12 protein-coding genes and 1 pseudogene are annotated in these 13,993 nt (G+C 70.0%); 9 read left to right on the forward strand and 4 right to left on the reverse strand.

Going from position 1 to position 13,993, the window contains the following annotated elements; translation table 11 throughout:
* Positions 1–205: 205 nt before the first annotated feature.
* Positions 206–2,041, reverse strand: coding sequence for a hypothetical protein (locus AB0D85_RS37020; RefSeq protein WP_362330220.1), 1,836 nt, complete (start codon positions 2,039–2,041; stop codon positions 206–208).
* A 217-nt stretch (positions 2,042–2,258) separates the two neighbouring features.
* Between AB0D85_RS37020 and AB0D85_RS37025 the strand changes: the two are divergent.
* Together AB0D85_RS37025 and AB0D85_RS37030 are read left to right on the forward strand one after the other, a co-directional pair.
* Positions 2,259–2,821 (forward strand): annotated as a pseudogene (locus tag AB0D85_RS37025) (hypothetical protein).
* 417 nt (positions 2,822–3,238) lie between these two features.
* Positions 3,239–3,595 (forward strand): hypothetical protein, encoded by a 357-nt coding sequence (locus AB0D85_RS37030; protein WP_362330223.1) that lies wholly within the window; start codon positions 3,239–3,241, stop codon positions 3,593–3,595.
* Positions 3,596–3,964: 369 nt separating this feature from the next.
* On the opposite strand, the gene AB0D85_RS37035 is transcribed toward AB0D85_RS37030, so the two are convergent.
* Complete coding sequence (locus AB0D85_RS37035) at positions 3,965–4,375, reverse strand: zinc ribbon domain-containing protein (RefSeq protein ID WP_362330226.1); 411 nt, start codon at positions 4,373–4,375, stop codon at positions 3,965–3,967.
* 536 nt (positions 4,376–4,911) lie between these two features.
* Positions 4,912–5,964: a serine hydrolase domain-containing protein gene (locus tag AB0D85_RS37040; RefSeq protein ID WP_362330229.1), complete on the reverse strand. Its 1,053-nt coding sequence runs from the start codon at positions 5,962–5,964 to the stop codon at positions 4,912–4,914.
* A 287-nt stretch (positions 5,965–6,251) separates the two neighbouring features.
* On the opposite strand from AB0D85_RS37040, the gene AB0D85_RS37045 reads away from it, so the two are divergent.
* The 6 genes from AB0D85_RS37045 to AB0D85_RS37070 all read left to right on the forward strand — a co-directional run bounded on the left by AB0D85_RS37045 (position 6,252) and on the right by AB0D85_RS37070 (position 11,924).
* The gene (locus AB0D85_RS37045; protein ID WP_362330232.1) at positions 6,252–6,920 is read left to right on the forward strand and encodes a response regulator transcription factor; all 669 of its coding nucleotides are present in this window, start codon (positions 6,252–6,254) and stop codon (positions 6,918–6,920) included.
* A complete protein-coding gene (locus tag AB0D85_RS37050; RefSeq protein ID WP_362330235.1) occupies positions 6,917–8,029 on the forward strand; it encodes a histidine kinase in 1,113 nt (370 codons plus the stop codon). The genes AB0D85_RS37045 and AB0D85_RS37050 overlap by 4 nt, the downstream gene beginning before the upstream one ends.
* A 224-nt stretch (positions 8,030–8,253) precedes the next feature.
* Positions 8,254–8,961 carry a histidine phosphatase family protein gene (locus tag AB0D85_RS37055; RefSeq protein WP_362330236.1) on the forward strand — a complete coding sequence of 236 codons (708 nt, stop codon included), beginning with the start codon at positions 8,254–8,256 and terminating at the stop codon, positions 8,959–8,961.
* Between the two features lie 177 nt (positions 8,962–9,138).
* Positions 9,139–9,807: a DedA family protein gene (locus AB0D85_RS37060; protein ID WP_362330237.1), complete on the forward strand. Its 669-nt coding sequence runs from the start codon at positions 9,139–9,141 to the stop codon at positions 9,805–9,807.
* An 81-nt stretch (positions 9,808–9,888) separates the two neighbouring features.
* Complete coding sequence (locus AB0D85_RS37065) at positions 9,889–10,551, forward strand: response regulator transcription factor (protein ID WP_362330241.1); 663 nt, start codon at positions 9,889–9,891, stop codon at positions 10,549–10,551.
* Positions 10,548–11,924 (forward strand): HAMP domain-containing sensor histidine kinase, encoded by a 1,377-nt coding sequence (locus tag AB0D85_RS37070; protein WP_362330244.1) that lies wholly within the window; start codon positions 10,548–10,550, stop codon positions 11,922–11,924. The genes AB0D85_RS37065 and AB0D85_RS37070 overlap by 4 nt, the downstream gene beginning before the upstream one ends.
* Positions 11,925–11,928: 4 nt before the next feature.
* Here AB0D85_RS37070 and AB0D85_RS37075 read toward each other — a convergent pair whose 3' ends face one another.
* Entirely contained in the window at positions 11,929–12,789 is an 861-nt protein-coding gene (locus tag AB0D85_RS37075) for a hypothetical protein (protein WP_362330247.1), read from the reverse strand.
* A gap of 299 nt (positions 12,790–13,088) precedes the next feature.
* Between AB0D85_RS37075 and AB0D85_RS37080 the strand changes: the two genes are divergently transcribed.
* Positions 13,089–13,724, forward strand: coding sequence for an isochorismatase family cysteine hydrolase (locus tag AB0D85_RS37080; RefSeq protein ID WP_362330250.1), 636 nt, complete (start codon positions 13,089–13,091; stop codon positions 13,722–13,724).
* Positions 13,725–13,993: the final 269 nt, after the last annotated feature.

A 13,993-nucleotide genomic window follows, 5' to 3' on the forward strand; every position in this document is an offset into this window, starting at 1 on the left:
CACATCAACACGTCCTGACCGCCATCGCCGTCAACATCGAGCGTCACAGCGGACTGACGCCGACCGAGGAAGCATCCACGCCCCGCCGGCCGACCGGTTTCCAGAACTACCTCGACCAGCGCGAACCACCCCGGCCGAAGTCCTGGCGAACCCTGGGCAGCCGACCTCGGCAACTCCAAGATCTCCGACAGGGTCAAACTGAGGGTCAGCGTCTTGGTTGTTTGGTGGGTCGGGGGGGTGGGCTTGAGGATTGGGTGGTTGATGGTGGGATGGTGGCTGATTGTCGGGATGCTGTCCAGGTGGGGGGTAGGTACTGGCCGGCGCCGACGAGGATGGGGGTGGGGCGGTCGTCCTGGGAGGGCATGGGCGGGTTTGCTGCTGCGAGGTCGGGCCACGTCACGGCTTGCGTGTTCTGCCACATCAGCGTCGGCGTGTCCCAGTCGGGCCCCCATCCGCTGAGCGTGTCCGTAACGGCAGACACGTCAGCACCGGTACCGGTGGGAGGGGGCGGTGCTGATGTGTCTGCCGTGGTCGTCGGTGGTGCCGAGGCGAGGGCATCAGCCGCGGCCGACTGCCCGGACTGCAGGACCGGAACCGTATCCCCTCTCCTCCAACTGCTCTCCCGCGGCACCTTCGGGTCGATGTGGAGACCGCCCTGCGGCCGTGGCAGCAAGGGAATCCCCGCTCCCCTCAGAACCGCCCCCTCCGCAGCACTCACCAGGTTCGTAGCATCGAGGAGACGGTGCATCCGCTGCCGGGCCGCATTCTCCGATGCGTCCGCACCCTTCCTGGACACTGTTGGCAGCATGCCGTAGGGGACAAGGGCTGAGCTGCCCGGGGCCAGGCCGTACAGCCTCGCGATGCTGGTCGCGCGCTCAACCCGCGCCAACCAGGCAGCTTCCTCACTCACCCGCGGCACCTTCGGGTCGATGTGGAGACCGCCGTTCGGCCGTGGCAGCAAGGGAATCCCCGCTCGCCCCAGAACCTCCACCTCCGCAGCACTCGCCAGGTGCTCAAGTTGGAGGAGATCGTGCGTCCGCTGCCGGGCCGCATTCTCCGATGCGTCCGCACCCTTCCTGGATTGTGTTGGCAGCATGCCGTAAGGGACAAGGGCTGAGCTGCCCGGGGCCAGGCCGTACAGCATCGCCATGCTGGTCGCGCGCTCAACCCCCGCCAGCGAGGCAGCTTCCTCACTCACCCGCGGCACCTTCGGGTCGATGTTGAAACCGCCCTTCGGCCGTGGCAGCAAGGGAATCCCCGCTCGCCCCAGAACCTCCACCTCCGCAGCACTCGCCCGGTACTTAGATTTGAGGAGATCGTGCGTCCGGTGCCGGGCCGCATTCTCCGATGCGTCCGCACCCTTCCTGGATTGTGTTGGCAGCATGCCGTAGGGGACAAAGGCTGAGCTGCCCGGGGCCAGGCCGTACAGCATCGCGATGCTGGTCGCGCTCTCAACCCGCGCCGACGAAGCAGCTTCCTCACTCACCCGCCGCACCCTCGGGTCGATGTGGAAACCGCCCTTCGGCCGTGGCAGCAAGGGAATCCCCGCTCGCCCCAGAACCTCCACCTCCCCATCACTCGCCAGGCCGTGCTCAGGATCGAGGAGATCGTGCATCCGCTGCCGGGCCGCATTCTCCGATGCGTCCGCACCCTTCCTAAATCGTGTTGGCAGCATGCCGAGGGGGACGAGGGCTGAGCTGCCCGGGGCCAGGCCGTACAGCATCGCGATGCTGGTCGCGCGCTCAACCCCCGCCGACTCCCGCGGCACCGTCGGGTCGATGTGGAAACCGCCCTCCGGCCGTGACAGCAAGGGAATCCCCGCTCGCCCCAGAACCTCCACCTCCGCAACACTCGCCCGGTACCTAGGATCGAGGAGATCGTGCGTCCGCCGCCGGGCCGCATTCTCCGATGCGCCCGCGCCCTTCCTGGATTGTGTTGGCAGCACGCCGTAGGGGACCAGAGGGGGTAAACCGTCCGCCTGCTGACTGTACAGGGCCCAGATCCCGTCCTCAGTTAGGCTGACGCCAGTTTGCTGATCCATGGACTTCTCCCTCACCCGGCTCCGGACCCGCACCGAACAACATCACGCCCAGCACGCCCCCAGCCCACCCAACGCACCACACAACCCAACGGTTCAGTATTCGTTCTCTTTCCGAACTCCGTGTGCGGATTCCGCTGGTCAGGCATGGGATTGCAACCGTCATGGAAGTCTCGGCTCGTTGCCGGTCGGATTGGTGTGGGGGTGGAGGATGCCGTCGATGCGGGCGGTTCCGGAAACACGGCGCAAGGCCGCGGCGGTGCGGGTGGAGGAGCTCGAAGCCGAACTGGCGTGGGTGCGGGCGGACTTGGCCGATACGGAAGAGGTTCTCAGGCGCCGGGTCATCGGTCTGGAGCAGTATCTGGAGGCGCTGGCCGAGGACGAAGCGCCTGCCGTGATGGCTGTAGGAGTGTCGCGGAGGAAGCCGGTCGGACCGCGACGTGCAATGCCGCACCGGGAGAACGCGGTCGGTGTCGGGGATCTGTCGTTGGACTACCAGGCGTTGACGGTCGCCGCGCTGGAGGCGGGAGCCGATGGGCTGGGTGTCCGGCGCGTGGCGGTGGTGCTGGGCTGGGCTGGGACAGCGCGTCCGTCTCCCGTGTCGAGGCCGCGAGGGCCCGGTTGATACGGCTGGTCGAGGAGACGCCGGGCAGGTTCATGTCGGCCGTGCTGGAGCAGGACGCTGCTGATGATGGGCGGCCAGGCGGTTGGGTCGGCCGCGCGGCGAGGTGTCTGCCGTGGCAGCTCCTTTTTCCTTGTGGCCTCCCGCCGAACCGGACTTGACGCTTTCGCTATCCGCCGGCTCTCCAGTGAATACGGCGTGAATGATCTGGCCGTTTGTGCCTCGTGGATGCGGTCGTGACAGGTATCGCAGGCCACGACCGTTTTGCGGCGCCGGTCGAGCATGACGCGCGCGCCCCGTCGGACGGCGGCCATCCGGCATGAGCGAGGTCGGCAGGGGCACGGATGTGATGCACCGTGACATCACCAGTGCTCCCGCAGATCTCGCAGGTGTCCGCCAAGAGCCGTGTGACGAGCGCTTTGTGCGGATAGACCAGCCAGACCGGCCGGCGGTCCACAATCTTCGCCGACCGCTGTCGATAAAGGCGGATTCCTCCGAACCGTGCCACCAGCGGCCGCTCGATTCGGGCCTCGAAACAGATTCGGGTCCCGTGTTCTGTGTCGATTCTGGTCTTGTGCTTGGCGGCCACCTTCGGCACGGTCGAACGGTGCTTTGCTGCGAGGGTCTTGAGCGTACTGGACGATGCCCCGGTAAACGGACCCGAACGTGGCAACGATCGCGTGATCGGTGCTGTTGATGAGGTCCTTTCGCTTCGCGGGCTTTCCGCGGGCGAGATAGGGCACGTATTTGGCTTTGATCACGTCCCGGGGGACACGAAGGGCGATCTAGCCGTTGACCCGTCGGTAGCGGTCGGTCTTCTTCGCCAGACATCGCTTGATCCGCTCGGCCTCGGCTCGTGGTCCGGTGAAACCAAGGAGATGATCGTCCACGTAACGGGTGTAACGAAGCCTCCGATAATGCGGATCATTCGTTGACAGACTATCCGTAGCAGACTCTGCAACTCCAAATATGCCGGGTTACGGGCCCGACGCTCCCCCCCGGGTGTACTCCGGTATCAGTACTGTCTCTACGAACTCGTCCAACTTGTACAGGTAAGATGTTGGACAGGATCGGGGAGGCCACGCCTCCAACGCAATAGATAACCCAGGTGCATGTCACCCTCGGCGTCGGAGTCTGGTGACTGACCGTGGTCGGTTGGCGTGTGCTTCCGGATCGGGATGCGATGCCGGATAGTGATCTTCTCCGGGCCGACGAGGACGTCTTGCACGAGAAGCCGCAGCACGCGCTGACGCTCGGGGATGTCGGCCGTCCTCACGCCGGTGTGCAGCTGGGAGAGGAAGCCCTCAAGGTCGTGGGCGAGTTTGAGGTAGGCGTCGCGGCCGGCGAGCTGGGCCTGCAGCGCGTCGAGTTGGCTGCGCAGGCTGGCTTCGCGGGCGGGTGGCTGCGGCCAGGGCGGTTTCCAGGCGGGCGCGTTCGCGTCGGACCGGGTCGGCGGTGCGGGCCTGTTCCAGTCGACGGTCGATCTCGGTGTGGATGAGAGCGGGGTCGGTGAGGAGGCCGGTGATGTGGTCCCAGACGAGAGTGTCGAGGTAGTCGGCGCGGACCGGCTTGTTGGTGCAGACACGTCCGTTCTCGTAGCGGTAGTCGTCCGAACCCAGGCACCGGTAGTAGTAGATCTTCTTGTTGGTGGTGCCGGTCGAGGTGCGGTAGTAGCCGTATCCGCAGGTCGCGCAGGCCGCCAGGCCCTGCAGCACCCATGAGGGCCGGGCTCGTCAAGCCCATAGTGGGTCCGTGACCTCGGGTTTTCGGTGTGACGGAAGTCCCCACAGCCCAGGGCCGTTGGTTTTTCCTGCGGTGAAGTTCTGGTTGGGCACTGGTCGTTCGCGTGGGACTGGCTCCCGGGACGGCGTGGTCGGCGTGGAGTTCACATGCACCCATTCGGCGTCTGGCCGGTGTGGTCGGCGCCATGACCGTGGTCCGGGGGCCGGGGCTGCTCAGTCAGGTCATCGAGCGCGGCGGAGGGCCGTCTCATGACGTAGACAGACATTGAGGGCCTCCTTCCCGAGCCCGCTGATACCCGGACGATACGTATCGCCCAGATGGACACGGAAGGGGGCCCGGCCCTCATAGGGTCAGGTCAGCGACGATAGGCCACTCATCGCGGCAGGTCACCGCGTTCGCTGGTCTCTTCCGGGACATCTGACACGCGGATGCCGCCGTATCTCTTCCTGGCCCGCGGTGGAGCGGGTCGGGAAGGGGTGCGGCGGCTTGCTGCGCTCGCGGTGCGCCGTCAGGCGAAGGCGAGTGAGCGGAATGTGTCGCGGAGGTGGATGAGGGGTCCGTGGTCCCCGGGGTAGTAGAGCGTGTTGGTCAGCAGGACGGCCCAGCGGCCCTGCCTGGGGGAGAGCCATACCCCTGTTCCCGGGGAGCCGTGGTGCACCCAGATGTCGTCGGTCCCGGGGGCGGTTCCCGGGGCGAGGTGCCAGAACAGCCCGCCGGCGGGGGTGAGTTCGCCGGTCTGGATCCGCAGCGACTCCTGGATCCAGGCGGGGCCGAAGCCCGGTTGCCCGCGGTCCTGCCGCGGCTGCAGCAGGTGGCAGAGGAAGGCCGCGAGATCGGGGAGGGCGGAGAACACTCCGGAGATTCCGCAGACTCCGCCGAGCAGGCGCGCCGACAAGTCCTGGGCGGTGCCCCTCAGTCGGGCCCCCGTGATGTCGTCGAGCCCGGTCGGCGCGCAGCGGGCGGCCGCTTCGTCGGGCAGCGGGCCGTAGCAGGTGCGTGTCATGCCGAGGGGCTGCCACACGCCGGTGCTCGCGAGGACGTCGAGGCTCTGGCCGGAGAGCTCTTCGGCGAGGTAGCCGAGGACGAGGGCGGCGCGGTCGGTGTACTCCACGGCCTCGCCGGGCGGACGGCGCACGGCTTCGTGGAGGACGCCGTCGCGGATGTCCTGGGGGTCGGTGCCGTAGAGGTTCACGAGGTCGGCCCGGAGCGGGACGCCCGCGGTATGGGTGAGCAGGTGACGTGTGGTCACCCGGCCCAGGGGGTGGTCGCCCACTTCGGGCCAGAGATCGCCCAGCTGCTCGTCGAGGTGCAGCTTGCCGTCCTCGACGAGGGATCCGACGGACGGCCACACCGCGAGGATCGCCGTGAGGCCGGCGACGTCGAAGACGGTGTCGTGCCGCATCGGTTCGCCGGGCCGGTCCGGATCCGGGACGCCCGGGGTGCCGATGACCCTGTTTCCGGAACGGTCGCCGACGGCCCAGACGGCGCCGGGGTAGACCTTGTCGCGGACACCTTCGCCGATGAGCCGGCGGATGCGGTCGATGTCGAGGTCGAGGGCCATGGTCTCCCGATCTGTCCTGGGCCGTGTGGACTCCCCTCGCTCAGCGTAGTGAGGCGAGGGGGGAGGTCCTGGCTGCGCCACGGGCCCGCCGGGAGCGCTGTTCGCCGCGGTCGCGCGCCTGCCGCCGGCGCGGTGAGCGGGTGGCGGGCGGCCCGCCGACCGGCTGAGGCGGCGCCGCCGACCGGCTGAGGGAGCGCCGCCAACCGGCGGGTTCTGTGTGCCGGCCGCCGAGGGGAGGGCCGCCGCGGGGGTACGCATCGACCGGGCAGGCGAGGAGCGGAGCGCACGTGGTCCGGGTACTGGTGGTCGATGACGAAGCCCTGATCCGTACGGGTTTCACACACATCCTCGAAACGGCGGACGACATCGAGGTGGTCGCGGCGGTGCCCGGTGGCCAGGCCGTCCAGGCGGTGCGGGAGCTGGGACCCGACGTCGTCCTGCTCGACATCCGGATGCCGGACGTGGACGGGCTCACGATTCTGGCCGAGCTCGGCCGTATGCCGGAGGCTCCGGTGGTCGCGATGCTCACCACGTTCGACACCGACGAATACGTGGCGACCGCGCTGCGTTCGGGCGCCGCCGGATTCCTGCTCAAGGACACCGACCCCGAGCAGCTTCCCCACCTCGTACGCACCCTGGCCGAGGGCGGGACCGTACTGTCGTCCAGCGTCACTCGACTGGTGGTGGGCGGCTACCTCGACAACAGCGTCCGCGAGCCCACCGCCGTCCGGCTCACCGCCCGGCTCAGCGAGCGCGAGCGTGCCGTGCTCGTCCTCATGGCCGAAGGACTCGCCAACAACGAGATCGGCGAACGGCTGCACCTGAGCACCGGCACCATCAAGGGTCATGTCACCAACGTGCTCGGCAAACTGCGGGTGAGCAGCCGCGTCCAGGCGGCTCTGATCGCCGAGCGCGCGGGCCTGCTCACGCCCTCCCAGGACGAGGGCGCCCGGTGAGCCCCCGGCGGCCGTCGGCCGTGCTCCTGGACCTCGGCGTCGTCGCGATCGCGCTGGCGGACGCGTGGACCCACATCGAAGTCGCGGACCTGCCGACCGCCACCTGCGCCTGGCTCGGCGCCCTCGTCCTGATGCTGCGTCACCGACTGCCCCTGACGACCTTCGCCCTCACGCTCCCCACCGCCCTGGTCACCGACGCGGTGGTCGCCCCCATGGCAGCGCTGTACACGCTCTCCTCCCTCAACCGCCACCGTCTCCTGCTGGCCGGCTGCGCGCTGACCTACGCGATCATCGACTTCCTGCCCTGGCCGTGGTCGTCCCTGGACGCCACCGAGCTGTCCCAGACGAACAACCTGTTCCACCTCAGCTACACCCTGGCCACCGCTGCCGCTCCCGTCTTCCTGGGCCAGCTCGTCCAGGCCCGGCGCGAGCTGTCGCTGCGGCTCGCCGACATCTCCGAGGCCCGCGAGCAGGAGCGGCTGCTGACCGCCCAGAGCGTGCTGGCGAAGGAGCGCGCCCAGCTCGCCCGGGAGATGCACGACGTGGTCTCCCACCAGGTCAGTCTCATCGCCGTACAGGCCGGAGCGCTCCAGGTGGGTGGCCCGGACGCGGAGACGAGGGAGGCCGCGGCCACGATCCGCCGGCTGAGCGTGCAGACCCTGGAGGAGCTGCGGCACATGGTCGGCGTGCTGCGGGCCTCCGGCAGCAGGCCCACGGAACTCACCCCGCAGCCTTCACTGGCCGGCCTGGAGCACCTGGTCGAGGCGAGCGGTATCGAAGCGAAGCTGGAGACGGATCTGACCGCGGAGCTTCCGCCCACGGTCCAGCGTGCCGTCTACCGCACCGTCCAGGAGGCACTGACCAACGTCCGCAAGCACGCCCCCGGCGCCGGAGTGACCGTCCGTCTCACGCACCGGGACGGTGCCGTCCACGCCACCGTCACCAACACCGCTCCCACGCGACATGCGGTCGCGCTGCCGAGCGCCCACCACGGCCTGGTCGGCCTGGCCCAGCGGGCGGAGCTCCTCGGCGGCACCGTCACCTCCGGCCCCACGGCCGAGGGGGGCTACGAGCTCCGCCTCGAACTGCCCCTTGAGCGGAACCGCTGAGCGCCGCGGGGGTCGGCCGGGGTGCGGGGGCGGGCCGGCCGGTCGGCCGGGTGGTTTCGGACACCTGGCGGATGGTGCGGCCGGGGGGCTTGCACCGACTGTGGAGCACGTGAGGCACGACGTGGCAGCGAAGCGACCGGTGCTTCGATCGGCCGATCGAGTGATCCTCGCGTGGGCCTCACACCGCGCAAAGCCACTCCGGGCCAAGAGGGAGGTCGGTTCCCATGTCGATCCACCTGACGTTCGTGTGCTCGCCCGGCGGTGACGCCACTCTGGATCCGCTCCTCGGCGACGCTCCCCTGAGCGAGCGCGGCCTGCGTCTGGCAAGCGCCGCGAGAGCAGTGTTCTCTCCCGACGGGCCGGCCGTACGGGCGCCCTCGGTCCGTTGCTCGCAGACCGCTGACGCCATCGGCCTGGCGGCGGCGTCGTCCGAGCCCATGCTGCGCGATCTCGACGTGGGCAGGTGGAGCGGTCGCACCGTCCGCGAAATCGCCGCGACCGAGCCCGACGGGTTCACCGCCTGGTTCACGGATCCGGATGCCGTGCCGCACGGCGGGGAGTCCGTACGCCAGCTCTGTCGCCGATCGGCGGACTGGCTGAACAGCGTGGCGCCCGACACGGGCCACGCGGTGGCCGTCACCGAAGCAGCCGTGGTCCGGGCCGCGCTCATTCACGCGCTGGCCGTACCGGCAAGGACCTTCTGGCACCTCGTCGTGCCACCCCTGAGCGCGGTCTTCCTCACCCGGCGAGGCGGCTCCTGGGACGTCCAGTTCGGCTCTGTCTCGCCGCAGGAGCCCCGGCGACGGCTCCTCTCGCCGCCCGCGGTGCTCGCGGGCGACGACGGCGATTGCGATCAGTCGGCACCGGCCATCCTGAATGGCGGAAACCGTTCGAGGCCCCTGCCGGAGGCGAGCCTCACCGGCTGCGGGTAGGGCAGGCTGCGGCGGGGGGGCGACCGCCCAGCGCGAAACACGGCTTCCCCGGATGCATGGCTCGGGCACAGCGCCATCGACTACAGTTCCCGATGACGTCTACATGTCTGTAGTCATTCAGCGACTGCGACCGGGTCTCCCCCGGTCCAGGTCTTCCCCAGGAGAGGTCCCCCGCCCATGACGACACCGATCGCCGCTGCGTCGCAGCTGGCCGTGAACGTACTCGACGCCCACTCGCTGCTGGCGACCTTCGGCGTGCTGGGCGTCGGTGTGGTGATGTTCGTCGAGACCGGGCTGCTGGTCGGGTTCTTCCTGCCGGGCGACTCCCTGCTGTTCACGGCGGGCCTGCTGTGCACGGGCACGGCCCAGGGAAGCGTGCACCTGTCGCTGGGCCCCCTGCTCGTGTCGGCCGCGGTGGGTGCGCTGGCCGGGGCGCAGTGCGGCTATCTGCTCGGCCGCAAGGCGGGCACGGCGCTGCTGTCCCGCTCCCGCTCGCAGCGCCTGCACGAGGGCGTGAAGCGCGCCGAGGAGTTCCTGGAGCGGTACGGGCACGCGAAAGCCGTCGTACTGGCCCGTTTCGTGCCCGTGGTGCGGACGGTGCTCAATCCGATGGCGGGCGCGCTGGAGGTACCGGTGCGGACCTTCACGGTGTGGCAGACCGTCGGCGGACTCGTCTGGAGCGTGGGCCTCACCCTCGCGGGGTACGCTCTGGGCTCCTCGATCCCCAATGTCGACCGTTACCTGCTGCCGATGGTCGCACTGATCGTGGTCGTGTCGCTGCTCCCCGTGCTCGCCGAGGTGCTGCGGAGCCGGCGGACCGCAGGTCCCGAGCGCGGCGACGGGTGATCCCGGCGCCCGACCGGGGCCCGTCCAGCTCAGGCACCTGCTCAGGCACGGCCCGTACGACCCCAGATCCGACGGAGAACCATGCGCCACAAGATCCTCGTCGTCGAGGACGATCACGCCCTGCGTGACGTGCTGCGCCGCGGCCTCGCCGACGAGGGCTTCGAGCCGGTGCCCGCCGCCGACGGCGCCACCGCGCTGCGGCTGGCCGACGACGGCATCGCCGCGGTCGTCCTGGACGTCGGGCTGCCGGACGCGGACGGCCGGGACGTGTGCCAGGCGATGCGCGCCAACGGCTTCGGGGCCCCGATCGTCTTCCTGACCGCACGCCACCACCTCACCGACCGGCTGTCCGGGTTCTCCGCCGGGGCCGACGACTACCTCCCCAAGCCGTTCCATCTCGCCGAACTCGTCGCCCGGCTGCGGGCCACGCTCAAGCGCGCGGCCCCGTCGGCCGTGGCCACGACCGGCGACCTGGTCCTGGACGCGACCCTCTACCAGGTGAGTGTCGGTGCCGTCCACGTCGGCCTGTCCCCGACCGAGTTCCGGCTGCTGGCCACGCTCGTGGCGGCGGGCGGCGGCATCGTAAGCCGCCGCGAGCTGGTCAGGGCCGCCTGGCCGGACGGCGCCCAGGTCAGCGACAACACGCTGGACCAGTATCTGAGCCGGCTGCGCCGCAAGCTGCGCGAGGCGGGCAGCGGCCTGATCCTGCGCACGGCGCGCGGGATCGGCCACCGGCTGTCATGAGGAGCCTGCTGGGGCGCCTGGCGCCCCGTACCCTGCGCGGCCGGCTCTCGCTCGTGGCGCTGACCACGGCGGCACTTCTGATCACGGTGCTGACCGTGGCGTTCAACACCGTGATGGACCGGCATCTGCAGCACCAGGCGGACGACGAACTCCGCAACCGCGCGGCCGCCGTCGCCACGACCGTCGACACCAGCGGTCCCCGGGCGCGGATCCTGGAGACCGTCAACGACAGCCTCCTCGACGCGAACGTGTGGATCTACACCGGCACCCGGCTGCTGGAGAAGCCGCCCGCGGCCACCGGCACCGGCGCCCTGCCCCGGGCCGTCACCCGGCTCGCCGCGCGGGGGCACGACGTCTGTACGACCGTCGAGGCCGGCAGCCCCCGCTTCGTCCGCCTGTGCGCCCACCCCGTCACCGGCCGCCGCAGCACCGCCACCGTCGTCACGGCCCTGGATCTCGGCCCGTACCGCAGCTCGGCGGACACCCTGCTGCTCGGTTCCCTGATCCTGGACGCCGTCATGCTCGCGTGCACCTACGCGCTGACCCGGCTGGCCGTCGGGCGGGCGCTGCGCCCCGTGCGCACCATGACCGACCAGGCCACCGAGTGGAGCGCCGTGGGCTCCGACGAGCGCTTCGGCGCCGAGCACCAGCCGGCCGAACTCGCCCGGCTGGGTGCCTCGCTGGACGCGCTGCTGGACCGCATCCGTACCGTGCTGCGGCACGAGCGGCAGCTGACCGGGGAGCTGTCGCACGAGCTGCGCACCCCGCTCACCCGGATCGTCATCGAGCTCGACTGGTGGCGGGCCCGGCCGCGCTCCGCCGCCGAGACCCGCGCGACCCACGAGGTGATCGCCGAGGCCGCCCAGTCGATGCGGACGATCTGCGACACCCTGCTCGACGACGCCCGCGACGACGCGCGAACCGCCACCACGCCCCCCGGCGCCGCCCATGTCGTCCCGGTACTGCAACGGCTGGTCGAGAACCTCGGCCCGCAGGACCGGGTGACGGCCGTCGTGGACGTCACGGATCCGGCGCTGGAGGCGGGCGTCACACCCGCGCTCCTCGAACGCATCGTCAGTCCGCTGCTGGCCAACGCGGTCCGGTACGCCCGCTCCACCGTGACCGTCTCCGCGCGGCGGCGGCCGGGCGGCGTGCGGATCGACGTCACCGACGACGGTCCCGGTGTACCGGAGGCGTTCGTCGGCGAGCTCTTCCAGCCCGGCCGCCGGGCCGACACCGACGACGGTCACGACGGCGCGGGCCTCGGACTGCCGCTCGCGCGACGCCTGGCCCGCGCGGTCGGCGGCGACGTGACCCACGATCCCGGGCACGCCCGCGGAGCGCGGTTCCTGGCCGACCTGCCTGCCGGGTGACCGCTCACGCCCGCTGCGCGCCGTTGTCCTTGCGCTCGCGGACCTGCGCGTAGGCCATCAGGCCGAACAGGACGGCCAGCAGGACGGCCGAGGAGCCGACGGTGCCGAGGTCCAGGCCGCCCTTGGCGACCGGCTTGGTCAGGAAGTCGCCCGCGGTGGCACCGAGCGGGCGGGTGAGGACGAACGCGATCCAGAACAGCAGGACGTTCGGCACCGCCGGCACCTTCATCAGGGCGACGAGGACGGCGAGCAGCCCGGTCACCAGCAGCGCGCCGCCGGCGTAGCCGAGCCCGGAGCTGTCGGAGAGGAAGTCGCCCATGGAGGTGCCGAGGGTGTTGGAGACGAGGATCGCCGACCAGAACAGGGCCTCGCCGCGGAAGGTGACGATGTCGCGGATCTGGAAGGTCATCCCGCTCAGCCGCCAGACCGCGAAGATCACCAGGAGGATCGAGATGAGGATCGCGGCGCCGGTCGGGTAGCCGAGGCCGAGGCCCTGCGGTCCCCAGCCCAGTGAAGTGGCGCCGCTGGAGAGGTACTTGGCGCTGGCGTCGCGGTTCATGAAGTCGGACATGGTCGTGCCGGCCATGCTGGTCGACAGGATGACCGTCCAGTAGAAGAACGGGTTGTAGCGGCTGGAGCGGAGCTGGACGACCAGCGTCACCACGAAGACCAGGAACAGGGCGACCGTGGTGAGGAAGTAGCCCAGCTTCAGGGTCTGGGAGAAGAGGTCTCCGGCGGTCTCGCCGAGGGTGGTCGCGGCGATCTTCATGATCCAGAAGGCGAGGGTGACCTCGGGCAGTTTCTTCATCACCGATGTCGTCGTGCTCGCGACGTGGTGGTCGGTGAGGGAATCCGGCTGCTGCACAGTGGGGGGCTCCTTGTGCGGTCGTACGACAGGGCGATCGCGAGGGAACGATCACGCCCCACGACCTTCGCACCGCCGGTCCGGACAGCCGCTGAACGCCTGCCGCGTGCCTGTTCAGGCGGCGTGCCGGAGCTCCCCGCGGCGGCCCGCACCGGCTGGACGGGCGAGGTGCGGGCGCGGGTGGCAAGGTGGGACGGAGAAGTGCCGCGCGTCGCGCCGGCCTCCCCCGTACGGCGCCGGGGAAAGCCGCGGACCGGCGCCCTGCCCGGGAGCGGGCGTGAGGGAGACCGAGGGCTGCGATGACTGACGTCTACGACCCCGCGCGTACGGCGATCCTGCTGGTCGACCCGTACAACGACTTCCTCTCCGAGGGCGGCAAGGTCTGGCCCGCGGTCAGCCGCATCGCCGGCGAGGTCGGGCTGCTGGACCATCTGCGTGCCGTCGTCGCCGCCGGACGCGAGAACGGCGTCCGCGTCTTCTTCGTCCCGCACCGCCGCTGGCGGGAGGGCGACTACGAGGACTGGGACCACCCCAACCCCACCCAGCGGCGGATCGGACAGAGCCACACCTTCGCGTTCGGCACCTGGGGCGGCGAGTTCCATCCCGACTTCCGGCCCGCGGGCACCGATGTGGTCGTCAAGGAGCACTGGGCGCAGAGCGGCTTCGCCAACACCGATCTGGACTTCCGGCTCAAGCAGCACGGCGTCACCCATGTCGTGCTCATCGGTCTGCTGGCCAACACCTGCATCGAGTCCACCGGCCGCTTCGCCATGGAACTCGGCTACCACGTCACCCTCGTCCGGGACGCCACCGCCGCCTTCCGGCCCGAGATGATGCACGCGGCCCATGAACTGAACGGGCCCACCTTCGCCCACAGCATCACCACGACCGGGGAACTCGTACAGGCGCTGAAGAACGGGCCCACAGCTACGTGAACTCCCCCTGGAATGTCAAGAGTTGACATGTCCCCAATGCGTGACTGAGGATCACAAGGAGATCACGGAGCCTCCTGAGAAACTCCGCACGGCCGACATAACGGAGCTCCCGGCCGCACCACGCGCATCCCCAGTCGATTTCCCCCCACCCGCCGATCGACGATTCCCCCCTCCTCCTCCCCTCCCTCTCTTCCCTCACGGCCTCATACGGCACTTCGCGCGATGCCGTCATTCGCCGTGCCTCTGTTCCGTCCCCGGTCCCGTCCCCC

Origin of the sequence: Streptomyces sp. NPDC048277 (assembly GCF_040652235.1) — a bacterium.
Lineage (GTDB): Bacteria > Actinomycetota > Actinomycetes > Streptomycetales > Streptomycetaceae > Streptomyces.

Coding starts and splice junctions, on each gene's coding strand:
- AB0D85_RS37020 (WP_362330220.1), bottom strand. CDS start 2,041: ATGGATCAGCAAACTGGCGTCAGCCTAACTGAGGACGGGATCTGGGCC.
- AB0D85_RS37040 (WP_362330229.1), bottom strand. CDS start 5,964: ATGGCCCTCGACCTCGACATCGACCGCATCCGCCGGCTCATCGGCGAA.
- AB0D85_RS37055 (WP_362330236.1), top strand. CDS start 8,254: ATGTCGATCCACCTGACGTTCGTGTGCTCGCCCGGCGGTGACGCCACT.
- AB0D85_RS37060 (WP_362330237.1), top strand. CDS start 9,139: ATGACGACACCGATCGCCGCTGCGTCGCAGCTGGCCGTGAACGTACTC.
- AB0D85_RS37065 (WP_362330241.1), top strand. CDS start 9,889: ATGCGCCACAAGATCCTCGTCGTCGAGGACGATCACGCCCTGCGTGAC.
- AB0D85_RS37070 (WP_362330244.1), top strand. CDS start 10,548: ATGAGGAGCCTGCTGGGGCGCCTGGCGCCCCGTACCCTGCGCGGCCGG.
- AB0D85_RS37080 (WP_362330250.1), top strand. CDS start 13,089: ATGACTGACGTCTACGACCCCGCGCGTACGGCGATCCTGCTGGTCGAC.